General features: G+C 38.5%; 15 protein-coding genes. 7 read left to right on the forward strand and 8 right to left on the reverse strand.

The window, feature by feature from the left end:
- Entirely contained in the window at positions 1 to 300 is a 300-nt protein-coding gene (locus AC1Z3K_RS06640) for a hypothetical protein (protein ID WP_461732240.1), read from the reverse strand.
- Between the two features lie 294 nt (positions 301 to 594).
- Between AC1Z3K_RS06640 and AC1Z3K_RS06645 the strand changes: the two genes are divergently transcribed.
- The gene (locus AC1Z3K_RS06645) at positions 595 to 1767 is read left to right on the forward strand and encodes an AI-2E family transporter (RefSeq protein ID WP_461732241.1); all 1173 of its coding nucleotides are present in this window, start codon (positions 595 to 597) and stop codon (positions 1765 to 1767) included.
- A gap of 520 nt (positions 1768 to 2287) precedes the next feature.
- Here AC1Z3K_RS06645 and AC1Z3K_RS06650 read toward each other — a convergent pair.
- Positions 2288 to 3550, reverse strand: coding sequence for a coiled-coil domain-containing protein (locus AC1Z3K_RS06650; RefSeq protein ID WP_461732242.1), 1263 nt, complete (start codon positions 3548 to 3550; stop codon positions 2288 to 2290).
- A 394-nt stretch (positions 3551 to 3944) separates the two neighbouring features.
- Between AC1Z3K_RS06650 and AC1Z3K_RS06655 the strand changes: the two genes are divergently transcribed.
- Both AC1Z3K_RS06655 and AC1Z3K_RS06660 read left to right on the forward strand, forming a co-directional pair.
- Positions 3945 to 4616, forward strand: coding sequence for a hypothetical protein (locus AC1Z3K_RS06655; RefSeq protein ID WP_461732243.1), 672 nt, complete (start codon positions 3945 to 3947; stop codon positions 4614 to 4616).
- A complete protein-coding gene (locus tag AC1Z3K_RS06660) occupies positions 4616 to 5470 on the forward strand; it encodes a sce7725 family protein (protein ID WP_461732244.1) in 855 nt (284 codons plus the stop codon). The genes AC1Z3K_RS06655 and AC1Z3K_RS06660 overlap by 1 nt, the downstream gene beginning before the upstream one ends.
- 76 nt (positions 5471 to 5546) lie before the next feature.
- Here AC1Z3K_RS06660 and AC1Z3K_RS06665 read toward each other — a convergent pair whose 3' ends face one another.
- The 5 genes from AC1Z3K_RS06665 to AC1Z3K_RS06685 all read right to left on the reverse strand — a co-directional run bounded on the left by AC1Z3K_RS06665 (position 5547) and on the right by AC1Z3K_RS06685 (position 9309).
- Positions 5547 to 5756, reverse strand: a complete 210-nt coding sequence (locus AC1Z3K_RS06665; protein WP_426083861.1) for a hypothetical protein — start codon at positions 5754 to 5756, stop codon at positions 5547 to 5549.
- A 55-nt stretch (positions 5757 to 5811) separates the two neighbouring features.
- Positions 5812 to 6069 (reverse strand): hypothetical protein, encoded by a 258-nt coding sequence (locus AC1Z3K_RS06670; protein WP_461732245.1) that lies wholly within the window; start codon positions 6067 to 6069, stop codon positions 5812 to 5814.
- A 367-nt stretch (positions 6070 to 6436) separates the two neighbouring features.
- Positions 6437 to 7411 carry a DUF4767 domain-containing protein gene (locus AC1Z3K_RS06675; RefSeq protein WP_461732246.1) on the reverse strand — a complete coding sequence of 325 codons (975 nt, stop codon included), beginning with the start codon at positions 7409 to 7411 and terminating at the stop codon, positions 6437 to 6439.
- A 200-nt stretch (positions 7412 to 7611) separates the two neighbouring features.
- A complete protein-coding gene (locus AC1Z3K_RS06680) occupies positions 7612 to 7998 on the reverse strand; it encodes a hypothetical protein (protein ID WP_426083855.1) in 387 nt (128 codons plus the stop codon).
- 477 nt (positions 7999 to 8475) lie between these two features.
- A complete protein-coding gene (locus AC1Z3K_RS06685) occupies positions 8476 to 9309 on the reverse strand; it encodes a MerR family transcriptional regulator (RefSeq protein WP_461732247.1) in 834 nt (277 codons plus the stop codon).
- Positions 9310 to 9390: 81 nt separating this feature from the next.
- Between AC1Z3K_RS06685 and AC1Z3K_RS06690 the strand changes: the two genes are divergently transcribed.
- From AC1Z3K_RS06690 to AC1Z3K_RS06700, 3 genes are all read left to right on the forward strand, one after another.
- Positions 9391 to 11133, forward strand: a complete 1743-nt coding sequence (locus AC1Z3K_RS06690; protein ID WP_461732248.1) for an ABC transporter ATP-binding protein — start codon at positions 9391 to 9393, stop codon at positions 11131 to 11133.
- On the forward strand, positions 11108 to 12913 hold the full coding sequence (locus AC1Z3K_RS06695) for an ABC transporter ATP-binding protein (protein ID WP_461732249.1): 1806 nt from the start codon (positions 11108 to 11110) through the stop codon (positions 12911 to 12913). The genes AC1Z3K_RS06690 and AC1Z3K_RS06695 overlap by 26 nt, the downstream gene beginning before the upstream one ends.
- Positions 12914 to 13461: 548 nt before the next feature.
- A complete protein-coding gene (locus tag AC1Z3K_RS06700; RefSeq protein WP_461732250.1) occupies positions 13462 to 14637 on the forward strand; it encodes an immunoglobulin-like domain-containing protein in 1176 nt (391 codons plus the stop codon).
- Positions 14638 to 14871: 234 nt separating this feature from the next.
- On the opposite strand, the gene AC1Z3K_RS06705 is transcribed toward AC1Z3K_RS06700, so the two are convergent.
- On the reverse strand, positions 14872 to 16056 hold the full coding sequence (locus AC1Z3K_RS06705; protein ID WP_461732251.1) for a DUF998 domain-containing protein: 1185 nt from the start codon (positions 16054 to 16056) through the stop codon (positions 14872 to 14874).
- A 303-nt stretch (positions 16057 to 16359) separates the two neighbouring features.
- On the opposite strand from AC1Z3K_RS06705, the gene AC1Z3K_RS06710 reads away from it, so the two are divergent.
- Positions 16360 to 17340: a choloylglycine hydrolase family protein gene (locus tag AC1Z3K_RS06710; protein ID WP_461732252.1), complete on the forward strand. Its 981-nt coding sequence runs from the start codon at positions 16360 to 16362 to the stop codon at positions 17338 to 17340.
- The last annotated feature ends 224 nt before the right edge of the window (positions 17341 to 17564 follow it).

A 17564-nucleotide genomic window follows, 5' to 3' on the forward strand; every position in this document is an offset into this window, starting at 1 on the left:
TCACCAGACAGCTACCAGCAGGAGTAAAGCTGCTAAATACCCACTAATCAGAAACTGCAGTCTGACAGATTTTCTGCTGAATTTTATCAGAAATACAACAGCAACAATCCCATTCAGAACAAATGCTAAAAGATAGGCTAGATAAACATATCCCATAATTACAAAAGAATAAATTAGGCCATAAGGAAGTCCTTCATCCATCCCTGAAACATCAAAACTCAGCAGTCCATAAATAAATGTTGCCAGAAAAATAAGCAGCGGCAGCAGCACGATGCTTTTTATCACCTTTTTAAACCTCATACAACCTTTTCCTCCTTAATTATTTCTCCTTTTATTCCAGATTTAACTATACCTTTAACTGACTGTAAAAAGAATAGCTGATTTTAACGGCTTAAATCTATGAGATGCACTGTTTCAGCCATTCATACTTTGCAACTTGCTCGAAGGCTTCTCCTGTCTTTAAATGCTAACGGTTTTCCATCAGAAATCAGCGGTTTTTTCACTTCACAAACTACAATACATAGTAAAATTTTTACAGCCTTTCGACAATAGTCTATAATAAAAATAACATTGAGTTAAAGTAGGAGTGATAAAATGGACAAAGAAAAAAATCGCTGGATACGATTTTTAGGTGGGAAAAGTCTAATTTTTACTTTGGCAGCACTTTGTTTGCTGGCAATAACAATCTTTTTATTTCACACAGTTTCCTTTATTTTTAAACCGCTTTGGGTTATTTTTATTTCAGTATTGGCACCGGGTATTTTTTCTGTTATCATTTATTACTTATTAAATCCCCTTGTGCGGCTGCTCGAGAAAAAAATTCCCCGAGTATGGGCAATTGCCGGTTTATATATTTTGATTCTGCTGCTGCTGTTTTTAGGCGGACTACAGGTTTTTCCGATTGTTCAGAAGCAGACAGAGGACTTAATCGAACAATTCCCTTCCATTTTGAATGATTTCCAAAAAACAACCGAATCATTAATTGCTAAGACACCGTTTGCTGATGAATTTAGTCAAGCTACAGAGTCCTTAGAGAATCTCTGGAGCAAGATAAGTAACGTTGCCGGGGATTATATCGAAAAAGGAGCACAAGGGCTGGGAAGCGTCTTTTCTGCCGTCTCTGCAACTTTTCTAACTATGTTTACCGGACCAATTATCGCGTTCTTCCTATTGAAGGATAAAGAGAAATTTTATGCTTCGATTAAACGGATGATTCCTCCTGCCTTTCGTGCTGACTTTGATGAATACAGTCAGATTGTTAATATTCAAATTGGCGACTATTTAAAAGGACAGATTATTGCGTCGATCGTTTTAGGAGTTATGTACTGGCCGTCCTTTCTTTTAATTGGCCTGCAGTTTTCCAGTGTTTTGGCTTTAGCCGCTGGTATCCTCTGTATTATTCCATATATTGGTCCTTTTATTGCCTTTGTTCCTGGACTAATCATTGCCTTTCAGGACTCTACCTTTATGGTTGTCAAGTTTGTTATCGTCTGGTTTGTCATTCAGCTGATTCACGGTGATTTAGTTATTCCTAGAGTGATGGGGGACAAATTAAAAATCCATCCTATTACAATTTTACTTGTTTTGTTAGTTATGGGTGAGCTGCTTGGACTGGTAGGGGTTATTTTCGGAATCCCTCTGTATTGTTTGATAAAAGTCACTGTTACCTATCTTTTCCGTAAGTTCAAACAACGCTATAACCGGTTTTATGGGGAAAAAGGGAAGTATGAACATACAGAATTTACTAAAGATGACTATTTGAAGTAAAAAAGACCAGCGAATACAGGATTAATCGTTCGACATCAAGTTGTGTTGGTGAGACAAAAAATGAATAAGAGTGCAGAACTTGGAATAAAAAAACAGAGAATCTCTGGTTTTTGTTCCAAGTTCTTTTTTGAAAAGGACAACAAAGCGAATGATTTAGAGTTTTAGTCGATTTCATTTCATCCGTTGGCTGTCCCTTTTTCTAAAGACTCAAAAAAATTGTTGGCGGTTTTTTATTTTAGAAATACCTATTCAGTCAAATTTCAATCGCCAATTTAAAACAAAACTGGGAATCAGCCCTAATCAATATCGGAAATCCTTTTATTAGCATTTCCTTGAATGATTGATTAGTATTTTGATTCTAGTAATATTACCAGTTCCGTAACTAATTATAGCCCGTTTATTTCATTGATTCTCAGCTAATACTATTGAAAACCAATACTATCCTACTTTATTAAATAATTGCCAAAAAAACAGACCTTTTATTTTCATGAAAGGTCTGTTTAAAATTGTAAAATTATTATCAGCCGGAATGACCAACGATTACTCCACCGCTATAGCCAAAACCAACTCTTGTCATGCCTGGGTTCATTTCCCAATCACGGTGACCAAAACCAGAAGCACTCACCATATTTTTCTCATCGTACCAAGCATTAATAACTTCAGCCCCAGGAGCAAATCCCATTGCAATCACTTCATCTCCACGAGACCAATGATCAGAAGGAATTCCACCAGTTGCACTAATTAATGATGCACGAGCTGAAGCAGTTCCTGCCAAACCAGCATCCCAGCTAACGGGATTCAAGCCATTCTCTTTACGTTTAGCATTAAGAGCCATGAAGGTTGCATCTCCTGACTCAACAATGCCTCCGCCTGTATTGCCAGTATTTCCGCCTGCATTGTTTGATTCATTACCTGTATTAGTAGAACCACCTGTATTTGGTATTTCACTACTTGGCGCTGTTTCTGAAGAATCTGTACTACTTTGTGCTGTTTCTGAGCTTGCGGCGCTACTTGCTGCAGAGCTTTCAGCAGTTGCTGCGGCTGTTTTTTCAGCTTTTGCTTTTTCAGCTGCTTCTTTTTGAGCTGCTGCAATACGAGCTTGTTCAGCTTCTGCCGCTGATTTTTGTTGTTGTAAATCAGCTTTTGTTCCTTCAGCTGTTGCTTGTTCCAACTCTAAAGAGGTTCTTAAAACGTTCAGACTTGATTGTTTTGTAGCAAAGTCTGCTCTTTTTGTATCCAGCTCTGCTTTGCTTACTTCAAGCTCTTGCAGTTTCTGTTCATTTTCAGCTTCTTTATCTACTACAGCTTGCTTATCTGCTTTTTGCTGGTTGATTAAGTCATTATTTGCACTAACAATTGTTGTAAAAGCGTGAACACGGCCAATCGCATCAGAGATTGATTCTGCATTCAATACGGCATCAATAAATGTTGTACTTTGACCATTCACCTGTACATCACGTGCTTGATTTTTGATTGCTGCTTCACGTTTTTCAATACGCTGGTTTAATGTTTCAATATCCTTTTTCAACTGATCTGATTTGCTTTGCAGTGTTGTCTGCTCTTCTAATAGTTCTGAGCTTTTGTTAATAATATCTGCAATATCAGCTTCCAAAGAAGAAACTTGAGATGCTAGATCTGACTGTTGAGCCTTTAAATCTGAAATCTCTTTATCTTTTTGTTCAATCTTCTGATCAATATTCTCTGCTGACGCTGTACTTGGAGCAACTGCTACAGTAAGTGCTAATGAACATACTAATAATGATGCAAATATACGTTTCTTCACTCTTAATTCCTCCGACTGATTTATTCCACAATTTCCTCTATATTAAAATCTTAATTTTTCCTTATGACGAATTGATTCTAACACATTCATATTTCATTTCAAACATAGAAATATTACAAGAATATTTCAGATTAGCTACATTAGGCAACCAACAGTTCCGTTTCTTATAATATGTTTTTTATTTTTTACAAAATAATAGTAAATCAATTAGCGCTACCCTACTACCTTAAATGAACTTATAGAAAAAAACAAAAAAAGAATTTTCTGCTTTTGTTTTTTTAAGGCTTTTTCAGCAACTTTTTTTTATTTCTTCTTGTTTAAAAAAGATTAAAAGCTCTTTCTTTTTGCGAACATATGTTTTATAGTAGATAAAAAAGTTTTAAAGGAGCTGCTCATGAAAACATCCCTAACGCTGCAGATGGAAGAGGTGCTTTATTATTATTGCCGGGAAAATGGCGATATTGTTGTCGAAGAGGTTACTATGCCGGAGGATCAGGGTATTGTCGATACATTGAGCTGCCGTTTGCTGGCTGACAACAAGTTTGAATGGCGTTGTTATGAGCTAAAGGTTAGTAAAGCCGACTTTCGTTCCAATGCTAAGCTTTCCTTTGTAGGAAACTATAACTATTTTGTTCTTCCTGAAGCACTGGCTGAAAAAGTAAAAGAAGAGATTCCCGCTCATATCGGCCTAATGGTCTACCATCAATATCTTTCACCAGATTCTCAGACATTGCCCGGCTACTTTACAATTGAAAAAAAGCCTCAGCGTCAAGAACTGATGGTTAATGAACAAGCATTGATTTTTCGCCTGATTGGTGCCCAAGCCAGAGAAGTAGGAAAAGCAAAACAAACCGCTCGGGGATTACGTGTTTTTTCCACAGACCAGCTTTATAAAGAGCTAAAAAAAAGGCAGCCTGAATATGATTTATTTGGCGGCGGTATCAATTTTTACGACCGATTCATCGAAGATGTCAATGAACAGGCGGTCGAGGCATTGAAGGAAGAGCTGGAAGCAACTAGAGCGGCTTACTTTGAGTTGGAAAAGCGTTTATTGGAGGAGAGCTGATGTACTATCCCTATTTTAGAGGAAAGCAGTTTGATTTACTGGCTTTGACCGCTCTTTTGGAAAATGATTTATTATCCCGAAAAATTCTGCCGATTATCGAACCAGTGAAGAATTCCAACGCACTGAAAAAATTTATTGCTCTAGCTCAACAAAAGAATTATCTATTCTACCTTATTCAAAATCCGCTGAGCGGTGATTTCCTCACAGAGGAAGGGCTGCGGCAGCTTCAAGCTGCTTCGAGCGAAAAAGCATTAATTATTGAACAGCCGATAGAAACCATTGAAGTAGTCCCTCCTCTGTTAATTGTTCATGAAGCCCAGCCTGTTATGAGTAGCGACTGGCAAGAGGGGCGATATAAAGTTGTTGTTCCTGAAGAATTCCGTCTTCTGAATAAAGTTCAAGGAGAAAAGATCCTATCTCAGGATGGCTTTACTCGACTTCCAAAAACGGTTTTTTATCAGGAATGCCCAGATGAGCTATTTTCAACAACTCATCTTACATTTCATAAAAAAGGATTTTTGGGGTTCAGCGATTTCTCTATCGACAGCCGAATTTACTACGAGCATAGCTATCCCTCAAAAATTTTAAGCCTCCATCTTGTCTATTTTGAGCAGAATATCCTGCGTATCCACCATTTTCTTTCCAGCGAAGAGGCTCCTTCTCAAAAAGAAAAATTCTTCGAGCTAATGGAGGAAGTGACCCGCTGGCTGACGATCTTATGCGGTTCTCAGGTAACTGCGGGCTTGCAGCTATTACTGAAGGCCGCTGCGGAAAATAAATTTCCCGGAATGGGAGTCATGCGCAAGGCTGCTGTCATGCACCATATGGAGCTAATGTCACGCTACTTGGATTAAAAAAACGTGTCTATCCTAGTTAGGAACCAACAGACACCCTTGAAGAGTCGTTCAAGGGTGTCTGCTTGGCTGCTCTTTAAAAGCCTAACCATTCTAAAAATGTATGTTCTTCCTTTTCATCATTATCAAAGTCAATCAATGCATCACGCTCATCGTGTTCTTTGAAGTTATTTACTATATAACTTTTAATCTCTTCTTTGTTTAGTTCTTTTTCTGCTGCTTGAGACACTAACCCTAAACATGTGATTGCTCCAAGTATTCCTACCATTACTTTTGTTCTCATCATTTTCTTTTTCCCCTTATCTTTTGTTTTTTTTGTTCGTTACTGTAACTCATTGTTTTTATTTTAAAAATGAAATTTTTTTCTTGGCTTGTTCTTTCAGCAGCGCAAATAGTTCCGTCATTACAGATTCTGCCTGCCACATATCAACCGAAGAATCCTCTGCAATAAAGCTGATAATCGCCTTCATATTTTTACTTGATGTTCGTGTAATATTGCTTCCGCAATACCGTTCGTAGCTTTTAATTACAGCTTCACTGGTTTGCAGATCAACTTGGCTTCTTTCAGCGACTGTGTTAATTGTTTGTGTATGATTCATCATTTTTCCTCCTATTCATAAGACCGACTGCCTGTCGTTTTTTGAGATATTTTTCACCTCAACATATGCTGAGGTGATGCAAAAGAATAATTTGCTGTTCTCCATAGACCGTCTGTCGGTTTATTTATATTTTTATAATACACCTCTCTTTTATTTTTGTCAACAAAAAATTTATTTTTTTTACTGCCTGCTTTTATTTATATTTTAGAAGCAGCCGTTATTAATTTAATCTCATCCCTTACCTAAAAAACAGACAGGTTCACTATCAGAATGATTGGAATTTATTTTCAATCCCAGTCATTTAATCACCTAAACATAAAGAAAAAACTCATTTAAAAAATGAGTTTTTTCATAACAGCTTATTTAACTAGCCGCCGATAATTTGCGCAAATCCATTACTTAGGTCGGCATTTTGTGTTGGTGTGAAATAAATTAGGTTTTCGTTATTCCCTTGATTTTGCATAGTCACCAGAGCAACCGGCTGACCATTATAGATGGCAAACAGGTATAAATGTCTTTCCATAGCACTTGTAGTATGAACATCTGAGTAAATAGCCACAACATTGTAAACATTGCTTGCAGAACCGTCAGTAGACCACTGTACACTGGCTGGAGCGCCGTTTACAGCAATATTCCCAGCCGCAAACGTACTAGGGAATTTAACTCCATAGTAGTCCAGTTCAGAAGATGGGGAATATTCTATATACGCCTGTCCCATTGTTTGACCCCAGCTTATCATGAATGCGCCTAGAGCACTGCTCTTTTGTGCATTCCATAATGAATTAGCTGCAGGAGCTGCTTCTTTCGAAGGATCTGTTTCTTCTTTTTTCTCTGCTTCTTTGCTTTCTTCAGTAGAGTTCTTTTCTTTTTCTGCCTGCTTACTTTCCTCGGTAGCTTTCCGTTTCTTCGTTTCTTCCCGTTCAGCTTTTACTTCTTTACTGATTTTATCAGTTAGATTAGTTCCATATTGCTTCAAAGCGGTTGAACCACCTCGTGTTTCTTTTAGTTTTGTCAGCTTTTTGAGTGCCTGAGCGTACTCTTTGTCTTCTGTTAAGGAAAGCGCCTCTTGATACAGCTCGGCCTGTGATATGAGCTGATTGGCCTCTCTATCATCAGTCTTATATTCTAATGCCAATTGAAAAGAAGCTACTGCTTTGCTGATTTCTTTATCAACAATTGCTTGTTTTCCATCATCTATTGCTGCTTCGTATTTCTCACTCTGTTCCTTACTTATACTACTGGATGTGGTTGTTTCATCTGTAGTATTTTTTTTACCTCCATTTGAGCAGGCTGTCAGCCCCATTAGCAAACACAAGCTTAACCCCATTATCACTTTTTTCATTTTATTTCCTCCTAAAAACTCCTCGTTCTATTCTTCTATTATTGATTAAAACTGCTGCTAAAACAATGAAAACTTTGACAGTCACTTTAAAACCATACAAATACCTCTTGAGCGGTATTATACGCTATCCCTTATGTTCTATCCGCAAAATCGTTTTTTATACCTCAATAATTTATTACCATAAGATAATTTTCACAACTTCAGTCAATCATTAAATCAATAAAGACTTGTCCATTCTCTGTGCGCTCTTTATTATAAACATGACGTCCGGCCAAAGCTTTTAGCTTTTGAATATTTGCCAGGTCGTCCCCTGTTGACAGCTCTAGCTTCATCACTGAAGTATTATTGTTGTCCTCAATTACTTCGGAAACAAATGCACCATATTTATCCAGAATATCCTCTAAGGGGTATTGATGGTCTTCTGCTTCTCCTAATTCTTCTTCCAGCTCAAACGACATTGACAATACAAAACTACCCTTGTCTACTAAATCATCTTCTCCTAAAAAGCGATAAACTCCTGGTTCCATCCACTCATACACCAATGGATAATTATATTTCTTTCTACTTATTAGTTGAATATTCTTCATACGCCATTACTCCCTTTTTAGTTGCTCCTTTTCTACTATAATAAGCTAAAATCAATCGAAATAATAGCAGGTTTTATGAAAAATACAACAGGAGGAATGAGGATGGGACAGAAGTGCTAAACTTTGAAAAATTCGGCTGATTTCCGAAAACTTCAACTCTTAGTGCTTTTAGCGCTTAGAAGTTGATGCTATCGGAACGAATTGCAGTATGTTGCTTCTGTCCCACTGTTTATTCGGATGTTAGAGAAGTCCAAGTTTGGACATTTAGTTATATCTCAAACTCTTGGTCCTCCTACTACATGGAGAACTCTTAGAAAGCTCCCGAAACTGATTTACTACCTACTCAATCTATTCAAAAACTATTTACTTTTTTAAACATATTTTAATAAAATTTGTAAGAAAGAATCCTTCTTTTGTCAGTATATTTTTGTCATAATAAAAACAGCCCTTTATCTCCAGTTAGCACTATCCTATTGCTCAATTCATGCTTTTAACCGGCAGCATAACCTCAAAAATCTGCTGCTCCTTGCTAGCTGTTGCTACCTCATCCTGCCACATCAATTCCCAAATATCTCCATTGATAACTAGATTCTGTTCATTTAAGTATTTTTTGAAGCGTTCAGAAAAATTTACCAGATGATGAATATCATCTCTGACAAAACCCGAAACATAGTAGCCAGCCGGCTTTTCAATAACCAGATTATTTGGATATACTTTCCGCCTTTCTTCGGGAATTCTGATTAAAGCCCGATAAGGAGAGGAGTGAATATCCCGTTGCTCAAAGTCACTTCCTTCAGTCAAAAAACCTATGGGGTATCCGCTAAAAATATCTCTGGACTGAATCAGGGAATAAAAATGAGAATAGACCTGAAACGCCGATGGTTCATCTGTGTGGTCAATCATATCAGAGACAACATAATATTCCTTCTCCCGATAATCATAAGTCAGCACCTCAAAATCCACTGATCGAATTTTTTCATAGCGGTGAATATACTCATCCAGTACTCCTTCAATCTGCTTAAGATTCGTGATTCGTTCTCTCACCTTTTCCCGTTGAACGCCTAGTTCTTTTAACGTATATTCAGGATTTCTCTGCTTCAGAAAAGCAGCTATGTCTTCTAATGACATATTGAGTGCCTTCAAAATGAGAATAACATCCAGTTCTGCGTACTGATCAAAGCTATAATAACGGTAGCCATTATCACCTGTTTTTTTCGGTTTAAATAAATCTATCTGATCATAGTAAATCAATGTTCGTCGGCTTACTCCAGCATATTCAGCCATTTCGCTAACTGATAAATATTTTTTCAAAAAATCATCTCCAAAGGGTTGACTGTAACGTTACGTTACAGTTTATTCTAACATGGTATGTCGATTTTAGGAGGAAAAATAATGAAACAATTCAAGCTGTTTTCTAAGAACTATTCCAGCATGATTTTCGGAGTGGTTATTTTAATGACGCTGCAGTCTTTTGGAACACTTCTGGTTCCCCATTTTGTAGCAAGTATTATCGATGACGGAATACTGGTACAAAATAAACAAGCCATCCTTCAATATGGCGGATGGATGCTTTTAACTGCATTGCTGACAGGGATTCTTTCCATCCTAACCAGTTATTATTCTGCTCATCTGGCCGGTAAATTTGGTCATTTTTTACGAGAAAAGCTTTTCAGAAAAACTCAAGAGCTATCGATTACAGATGTTGAGGAATTTGGTACGCCGACATTATTGGCAAGAAGCACCAGTGACATCAATAATATTCAGCAGATACTGATGATGACACTTCAAATGATTTTGCCGGCACCTTTGATTGTTCTAGCTTCTATTATCTTAACTGGAGCTGTTTCACCTCGAATGATTTGGATTCCTCTCCTTGCTATTTTATTGTTTTCGATTGTTGCCGGCGTTGTCATAAAAAAAGCAATTCCGCTGGCCGCAATTATGCAGAGAAATGTGGATAAAATGATGCGTATTCTTCGTGAAATGTATACTGGTGTGAAAGTAATTAGAGCATTTGATACACCAGAGCACGAGAAAAAGCGGACAGATCAAGCTTTCACTACCTATTCTCAGGTCATGATTAAGGTCAATCGCCTTTTTGCCGTTCTTAATCCAATGGTTAACCTGACCATGGGCTTATCAATGACAGCTATTCTATTTTTCGGCGGTTTTTTAAGTGGTGAGGGACAGATTCCGGTCGGAAGCATTACCGCGATTATAGAATACACAACCTTAAGTTTATGGTTTCTGACGATGGCCGCAATGGTTATTGTGATGATTCCAAAAGCCCTGACTTCCCTGCATAGGATTGAAGAGATTCTGTATAAAGAAAATGAAATCGAAGATGGTTCAGAAACATTTAAACCAGCAAAAACCACACTGGTAGCAAGTTTTAGGCAAGCAGATTTTGCCTATACGGGGGCAGAAGAACCTGTCTTAAAGGATATTAGCTTTGATATTCATCGGGAGCAGGTTACAGCTATTGTTGGCGGAACTGGATCAGGAAAAAGCACTATTGCCAAAGCGCTGTTACGATTTAAGGATGTTACGAAAGGCACCGTTGAATTTTTGGATACAGATATCCGCAGCGTAACACAACAGGAGCTGAGAGAGAGAATCAGTTATGTTCCGCAAAAGGCACTGCTTTTCAGTGGTACAATCATGGATAACTTTTTATTTGGAAACCCACAGGCTACGCCAGAGCAAATCAAACAGACTGCTGAAGTTGCACAGGCGAAAGCCTTTATTGAAGGATTACCTAATCAATACCAGTCATTTGTTGCTCAAAAAGGGAGCAATTTCTCTGGGGGACAGAAACAACGTTTAAGTATTGCCAGAGCCTTAATTAAACCAGCAGATTTATATTTTTTTGACGATAGCTTTTCCGCATTGGACTATCAAACAGATGCCAAACTGCGGTCTGCGTTAAAAACTTTTCTAAAAGATGCAGCTGTAGTTATTGTGGCCCAGCGAATTGCTACAATAAAAGACGCTGATCAGATTATCGTTCTGGATGAAGGTCGGATTGTCGGACGCGGAAGTCATGACGAGCTTCTCAGCAGCTGTAAAACTTATCAGGAATTCGCTGTATCACAAGGAATAGGAGGGAATGGACATGACGCAAAAACAAGCTAAAGAAACTATCGATTCACCAAAAGAACTAAAACAAACCAGTCGGCGTTTACTCCAGCTGTTAATTATCCAAAAGAAAAAATTTATCTTAATCATTTTTTCAGCCTTCTGCTTTTCAGCCTTAATGGCAGTCACCCCTCTGATTGTCGGCTGGGGCTTAGATAATTTGATTCTTTTAATCAAGTCCAGCCGCTTTACACTAGAAAATATGTTTACTAATATCAAGCTGCCCATTATCCTGTTATTTGTCAGCTGGGGAATGATTAGTCTCTTCTCTCTGCTTCAGGAGTATACAATGGCTAGTGTGAGCGAAACCTTGACTCTTACACTACGTAAACAAGTTACTGCCAAACTAAATAGGCTGCCGATCGGTTTCTATGATCAGCATAAGACCGGTGATATTCTCAGCCGAACCATTCTAGATCTGGACAAAGTCTCTGAGGTGCTGCAGGTCGGTTTGATGCAGTTAATCACAGCTGTCATCAGCATTTTATTTGGTGTTGTCACTATGTTGATACTCAGTCCATTACTGACTATTGGCATTTTGATTATTCTCGTGCTCAGCAGCTATATAACAAAAAAACTAGCCATGCACAATCAAGTCTATTTTGCAGCCAATCAGCAGGCTCTTGGAGATGTCGGAGCTAAAGCGGAGGAATATTACTCTGGTAATTTAGTTATCAAAGCGTATAACCGTCAAGAAGAAGTAGAGCAGGAAATGACTGCGCTGAATAATCAGCAGTTTGAAGCGTTTAAGCGAGCCCAGTTTGTTAGTTTTGCAATCAATCCGCTCATCCGTTTCATTAATCAGATTGGCTTTGTTATTAGTGCAGTTGTTGGCGGCTTTTTAGTCATCAGCGGTCAGCTTTCCATTGGCTTGATTCAAGCCTACCTGCAATATATTAATCAAGTCTCTGAACCGATTACTCAAGCTTCGTATATCATCAATACTTTACAAAGTGCCCTAGCTGCTATGGAACGGATTTTTGAAATACTCGACGCTGTAGAAGAAGTAGAAACGACTCAGCCGCTGCCTGTTCCTGCAACACTAAAAGGAGAAGTAGCTTTCCATAAGGTTGCCTTCGGCTATACATCGGAAAATCAGCTAATGACGGATGTCAATTTTACTGTAAAACCAAAACAGACTGTAGCTATTGTGGGACCGACTGGAGCTGGAAAAACAACGATGATTAATCTATTAATGCGTTTTTATCCATTAAGCGGCGGACAAATCACTGTGGACGAAATGGATACCTCTCAATTCGCAGCCGCTGATATTCGTAGAAAATTTGGGATGGTTCTTCAGGACACTTGGCTATTCCAAGGATCAATCGCTGAAAACATTGCTTACGGCAAGCAAGAGGCGACTATGCCGGAAATTATTACAGCAGCTAAGGCTGCTCAATGTGATCATTTCATCCGAACGCTGCCTGATGGCTACAAAACAATTATCTCTTCGGAAGGAAGCGAGATTTCCCAAGGGCAGCAGCAGCTTTTGACTATTGCACGAGCCATTCTGGCTAATCCTGATATCCTTATTCTGGATGAGGCAACGTCCAGTGTTGACACACGAACAGAAAAATTGATACAGCAAGCAATGGATCATCTAACCGAAAACCGTACCAGCTTTGTCATTGCTCATCGTTTATCTACCATCAAAAATGCAGATTTAATCCTCGTAATGAAGGATGGTGCTATTATTGAACAAGGCAATCATCAGCTGCTGCTGGCGCAGAAAAGCTTTTATGCAGATTTATACAACAGTCAATTTGCTCCAACCTAATAATCATCAGGCTGTTAAGAAAAGCCCAAGAGTACAAGCATAGCTAAATTCGTTAGAAATCATTTTTCTCACACGATTTAAGCAGTCGAGCTACTATCTGAGTAAAAATAAGAGCTTTATAAAACGGTTTATATATCTTTATAAGGAAAAAAACTTTATCTTTTGAAAACATCCGAAACTCTTGCAGTTTTGGATGTTTTTTTGAAAAAAGACTTTTTCAAAAACTTTTTAAAGATATCTCTTTTTTTGGTTTAACATTTATATCAAAAAAATGGCAAATAGTTTGTTATACTTACGGAAAAATAAATAAATAAAAATATAACAAAAATATATTTTTGTTATATTTTTTAGTTTTTTTTAAAATAATAAACTTTTTTGAATGTTTCAGAAATATATTATGAACTATGAAAATGATAAACTTCTACTAGGGAAAGTTTATCATCCTCTCTAAAGATTGGGTTTTAACTATTTTTTATAAAGGAGGGAAATCTATGTATTTATTAGAATAGTCAGATAACTACGTTCATCAAAAGAAAGGAAGAACCACTATGAAAAAGCTGGGTTTTGCAAAGCTGGGATTGATAGCCAGTCTGCTATTTTCAGCAGGTTATCTTTTCTGGCTGGCATCATTAATTTTGTCTCCCTCTATCAAATCAACCGCAGCTTCCGAAACACAAACTGGAAAAACAACAGATGCTCCCCTAACACTTCGATACGAACGGGCTGAGGTAGGAAAAGAAGTCAGCTTCTATGAACTGCTCAGATTAGCTCCAGAAACGATTAAGCTTGAAGATGAACGTGACCAGCTGTTGAAGGCGGATAAACCACAAAAACGCTATGTCTTTTATAAACAAATGGCAAAAAACGGCAATTACGAGAAGCATATGGCTGTCATCACCTTTATTGATAGAACCCCCCCCGACTTAACTTTTAAAAATCTTACGATTCCACATGGCACTCCATTTGATCCTTTGTCAGAGCTTTCAGTAACAGACAATGTTGATGGCGACCTTAAGGAAAAGGTGGTCGTAAAAGGTAAAGTAAACACTTCAAGTGCAGGCTCGTATACACTAACCTATAGCGTAACTGACAGCAGCAGCAATCACATCGCTAAGGACCGAACCATCATTGTGGCTGATGAGATTATCATAGCCGAATCTCCTCCCTCAGAAGAGCCCGCCATCCCACTCGACGAACCTATCCCTGAAACACCGCCAGCAGAAATCAGTCAAGCTCCCATTGCAGAAGAAGAAATCCCAACCATATCTACCCCGCCGGCAGAACCTACTCAACCGCCAGCGCCAGTTTACAGTGCCAATACACTGAATTTTCTTGGCGTTTCAATTCCTTATCAAAATGGCGGAACAGGCAGCGGTCAGGCAATTATCGACGGCAACCCTTATGGCACTGCTTCAACTTGGGGCGGAGCAGCCGTTCAATCAGGAGCAGATGGTCAAAATACTCACTTTATTGGACACAATCCAGGAATATTTGCTTCTGTTTTAAGCTTAAGCACAGGCAGTGTTATCACAGTAACAGATAGTGCCGGGACTTCGACAGACTATGTTGTCCAGTCAATTCTGACCGTAGATGATTATGGAAACGACTTAGCTTCTGGCGCAAACCATTGGGACTTAACAGTTGGAACCGGCGGCGGTGAGCGAATCACTCTTCAAACCTGTATCACACCGGACATAAATTTAATGGTATTAGCATATGCATAAACTATAGAGAAGGAAAAGGTATTCAGTAATGAACGTCCAGCAAACACTTAAAAATGACACTTCGCAAATTAAATAAAAGGCTGTAGCATCGATATACCGATATGCTGCAGCCTTTTAATAATCAACACAAGCAAAAATTTTCAGCCGTTATTCATCACGAATTCTTCATGTGTTTCTCACTTTATAAAATAATTTATCCATTTATCTTTTCTTTTACATAAGCAAAGCTGCTCATCACTGCTCCCTCTCGTCATTTTTCAAATACACAGGAATATAAGCTCTTTGTGTACTGTCAAGCACCAGCTTTTGCAGATACTGGAAGAGCATCAACAGCCAGACAAATGCAATCAGAAAAGCCACAAATTCAAAAGCTGTTAATGAAAAATAATGAACAACCTGAAAAAGAACAACTGTAGCAACCAGAAATCCCATAATAACATAAGAAGTTATTTGAAATTCTTTGGTAACCTTGGGCAGCAGCCAGTACATCCCTATAATTAAGATAATAATCAGGTACACCAGATTAGCAGCCACCTGATTATGAATGACTGCTGAAATCGAATGCTCTTTGTATGGAAAAGCCCCTACTCCACCTAAATTAAGAGCTGTAAGAATCAATAGCCAGCGTAAAATCGACAACCGCAAACCACCGTATCTTTGCTTTAGATTAACAAAAAGATAGTCGATTAATGCAATCATCAGAACAGCAGACAGAATCAGCGTCAGATTAAACTGCCATCTGCTAGTCGCCTCCATCGTTCCAAGAAAACTAAAATTATGCTGCCACCACTGCTTTTCCCGATTTGTCAGCATAGCGCCTAAAACGCCGCCGACAATCACTACGGTTAAAATATTAGTCAAAAGCATCGGCGACAACTCCATCACTATATATATCATCAGGTAATTCACCATAGCCATAATTAAAAAGAAGAACAGTGTAGAGGTAAATAAATCAAAAGCAATCCCAGGAAACATATAGCCTAGAAGTTTAAACAGAAAGAGTGAGCCTAAAAATAGAATAATCGAAAAAGAAATCACAATTGCAGGAAAATTTCGCCAATATAAATTTTTAGCCTGTGAAACAATTCGGCCTTTTTTTATTCCTATAAATGAAAAAAACAGAGTGGCGATTCCAGTAAGCACTCCTACTGTACTTACCAGCTCCCCGATAGAAAGACGGCCTACCAAGGGAACATATTTGTATTCTTTAAAATAGAAAAACAGGAAAAAAACAAGAGTAGCCAATAATGTTGGCAGTATAAATCCTCGTAAGGATATCGTTTGTCCGGCAGCAGTCTTCTCCTTTTTTCGAATTATCACTTTGCCGTTATCCACATCTAAATCAATTTCTGTTTTTTTATTAAACTCCAGCTGCTCAATAATTTCCTGAGGAACCTGAAATTCCGCTTCTTTATCCATATAACCCTGTCCCCTTTACTTTAGCTTTCAACATCTGCCGCTAGACACATTACACCACCTGCTCAGCGAGCAGCTCCAAACAATCCCTGCCTTTTTGACAACAGATGTTGAACATCTATAGGATACAGCTTCTGTGAAAAATCAGCAAATAATCTCTCCACTATTCTTCGTTATTTTATTTAGCTGAACCGGCTTCAGGCTCACGACTTCCTTTCCAGTACAGTTTCCGCTTATTTGCTAACTGTTTTCTTTGAGATTTTTTATAAGAGTACGTATAATTTTCAGCATAAAGGAGGTTTTTCTATGTGTACGAGTATTACTTTATCCAACCAGCTGACAACATACCTGGCCCGAACAATGGATTTTGGCTTTGAACTGGACGGCCGCCCAGTTGTTATCCCGAGAAACTATCTCTTCACAACAGATTTGGGTGGACATCTGACATTTCCATTAGGCTTTGTCGGTACAGGGAGAAAGCTGAATTCTTATCTATTTGCTGATGGTGTTAATGAGCAGGGGCTGGCAATTGCCGAATTATATTTTCCCGGCGAGGCTTCCTATGTGGAAACGGCTGGACCTGGTAAGCTCTCTTTGGCTCCCCATGAGTTCATCATGTGGGCCCTCGGCAATATCAGCAGTATCACTGAACTTAGAACAAGAATCGCTGAGGTTGCGATTATCAATGCCAAAAACCAACTGCTAAACGTTATTTTACCCCTACACTTTATCGTAACAGATGCTTCCGGTGAATCAATTATTATCGAAACTCATGATCAAGCATTGACGATTAAAAACAATCCAGTGGGGCTCATGACTAATAGTCCCCGTTTTGAGTGGCAGCTGCAGAATTTAAACAATTATCTGTTTTTACAGCCTGAAAATTATCTGCCAAAAACATTTGGCAATTTTTCAGCAGCTCCTTTTGGTCAAGGCTCTGGAACTTATGGCCTGCCTGGCGGCTATACTTCTCCTGAACGCTTTGTTCGCGCAGCTTATTTGAAAAACAATATTTCCCATACCGAAACAACAGATGGTGCACTCTCTGCTATTTTCCACGTTTTAGATAATGTCACCATTCCTAAAGGCGTGAATATTAAAGATGACGGAGCTATGGATTATACGCAATATCGTGCTGCATTCGATACTAAAAATAAGCTGTATTATTTTAACCCGTATCATACTCCTGAGACTTTTTCCATTCAGTTGACTGAGCCCCTCTTAAACAGTGAAAGCCCTATCGCATACACTATACCGGAAGATTTCAAAACTACCCCGCTAAAATAGAAAAAGCGTGAGTAGGACATACCAGCTTTGAACTGCGACGAGTAATCGCTGGAGCACTCACTAGCATTAAACTGCGACGAGTAACCGCAGGAGCACTCACACAGCACTTAACTGCGACGAGTAACCGCAGGAGCAAGACCTTCGGAAATAGGAAAAGTTGTTTTTGTCTCACCGTTTATTCGGATTTAGGTATACTAAAAATCTGGAAATTTATTTATGTCTCG

The sequence above is a fragment of the Enterococcus sp. LJL128 genome (genome assembly GCF_056924295.1).

Coding starts and splice junctions, on each gene's coding strand:
- AC1Z3K_RS06640 (WP_461732240.1), bottom strand. CDS start 300: ATGAGGTTTAAAAAGGTGATAAAAAGCATCGTGCTGCTGCCGCTGCTT.
- AC1Z3K_RS06645 (WP_461732241.1), top strand. CDS start 595: ATGGACAAAGAAAAAAATCGCTGGATACGATTTTTAGGTGGGAAAAGT.
- AC1Z3K_RS06655 (WP_461732243.1), top strand. CDS start 3,945: ATGAAAACATCCCTAACGCTGCAGATGGAAGAGGTGCTTTATTATTAT.
- AC1Z3K_RS06660 (WP_461732244.1), top strand. CDS start 4,616: ATGTACTATCCCTATTTTAGAGGAAAGCAGTTTGATTTACTGGCTTTG.
- AC1Z3K_RS06665 (WP_426083861.1), bottom strand. CDS start 5,756: ATGATGAGAACAAAAGTAATGGTAGGAATACTTGGAGCAATCACATGT.
- AC1Z3K_RS06670 (WP_461732245.1), bottom strand. CDS start 6,069: ATGAATCATACACAAACAATTAACACAGTCGCTGAAAGAAGCCAAGTT.
- AC1Z3K_RS06675 (WP_461732246.1), bottom strand. CDS start 7,411: ATGAAAAAAGTGATAATGGGGTTAAGCTTGTGTTTGCTAATGGGGCTG.
- AC1Z3K_RS06680 (WP_426083855.1), bottom strand. CDS start 7,998: ATGAAGAATATTCAACTAATAAGTAGAAAGAAATATAATTATCCATTG.
- AC1Z3K_RS06690 (WP_461732248.1), top strand. CDS start 9,391: ATGAAACAATTCAAGCTGTTTTCTAAGAACTATTCCAGCATGATTTTC.
- AC1Z3K_RS06695 (WP_461732249.1), top strand. CDS start 11,108: ATGGACATGACGCAAAAACAAGCTAAAGAAACTATCGATTCACCAAAA.
- AC1Z3K_RS06700 (WP_461732250.1), top strand. CDS start 13,462: ATGAAAAAGCTGGGTTTTGCAAAGCTGGGATTGATAGCCAGTCTGCTA.
- AC1Z3K_RS06705 (WP_461732251.1), bottom strand. CDS start 16,056: ATGGATAAAGAAGCGGAATTTCAGGTTCCTCAGGAAATTATTGAGCAG.
- AC1Z3K_RS06710 (WP_461732252.1), top strand. CDS start 16,360: ATGTGTACGAGTATTACTTTATCCAACCAGCTGACAACATACCTGGCC.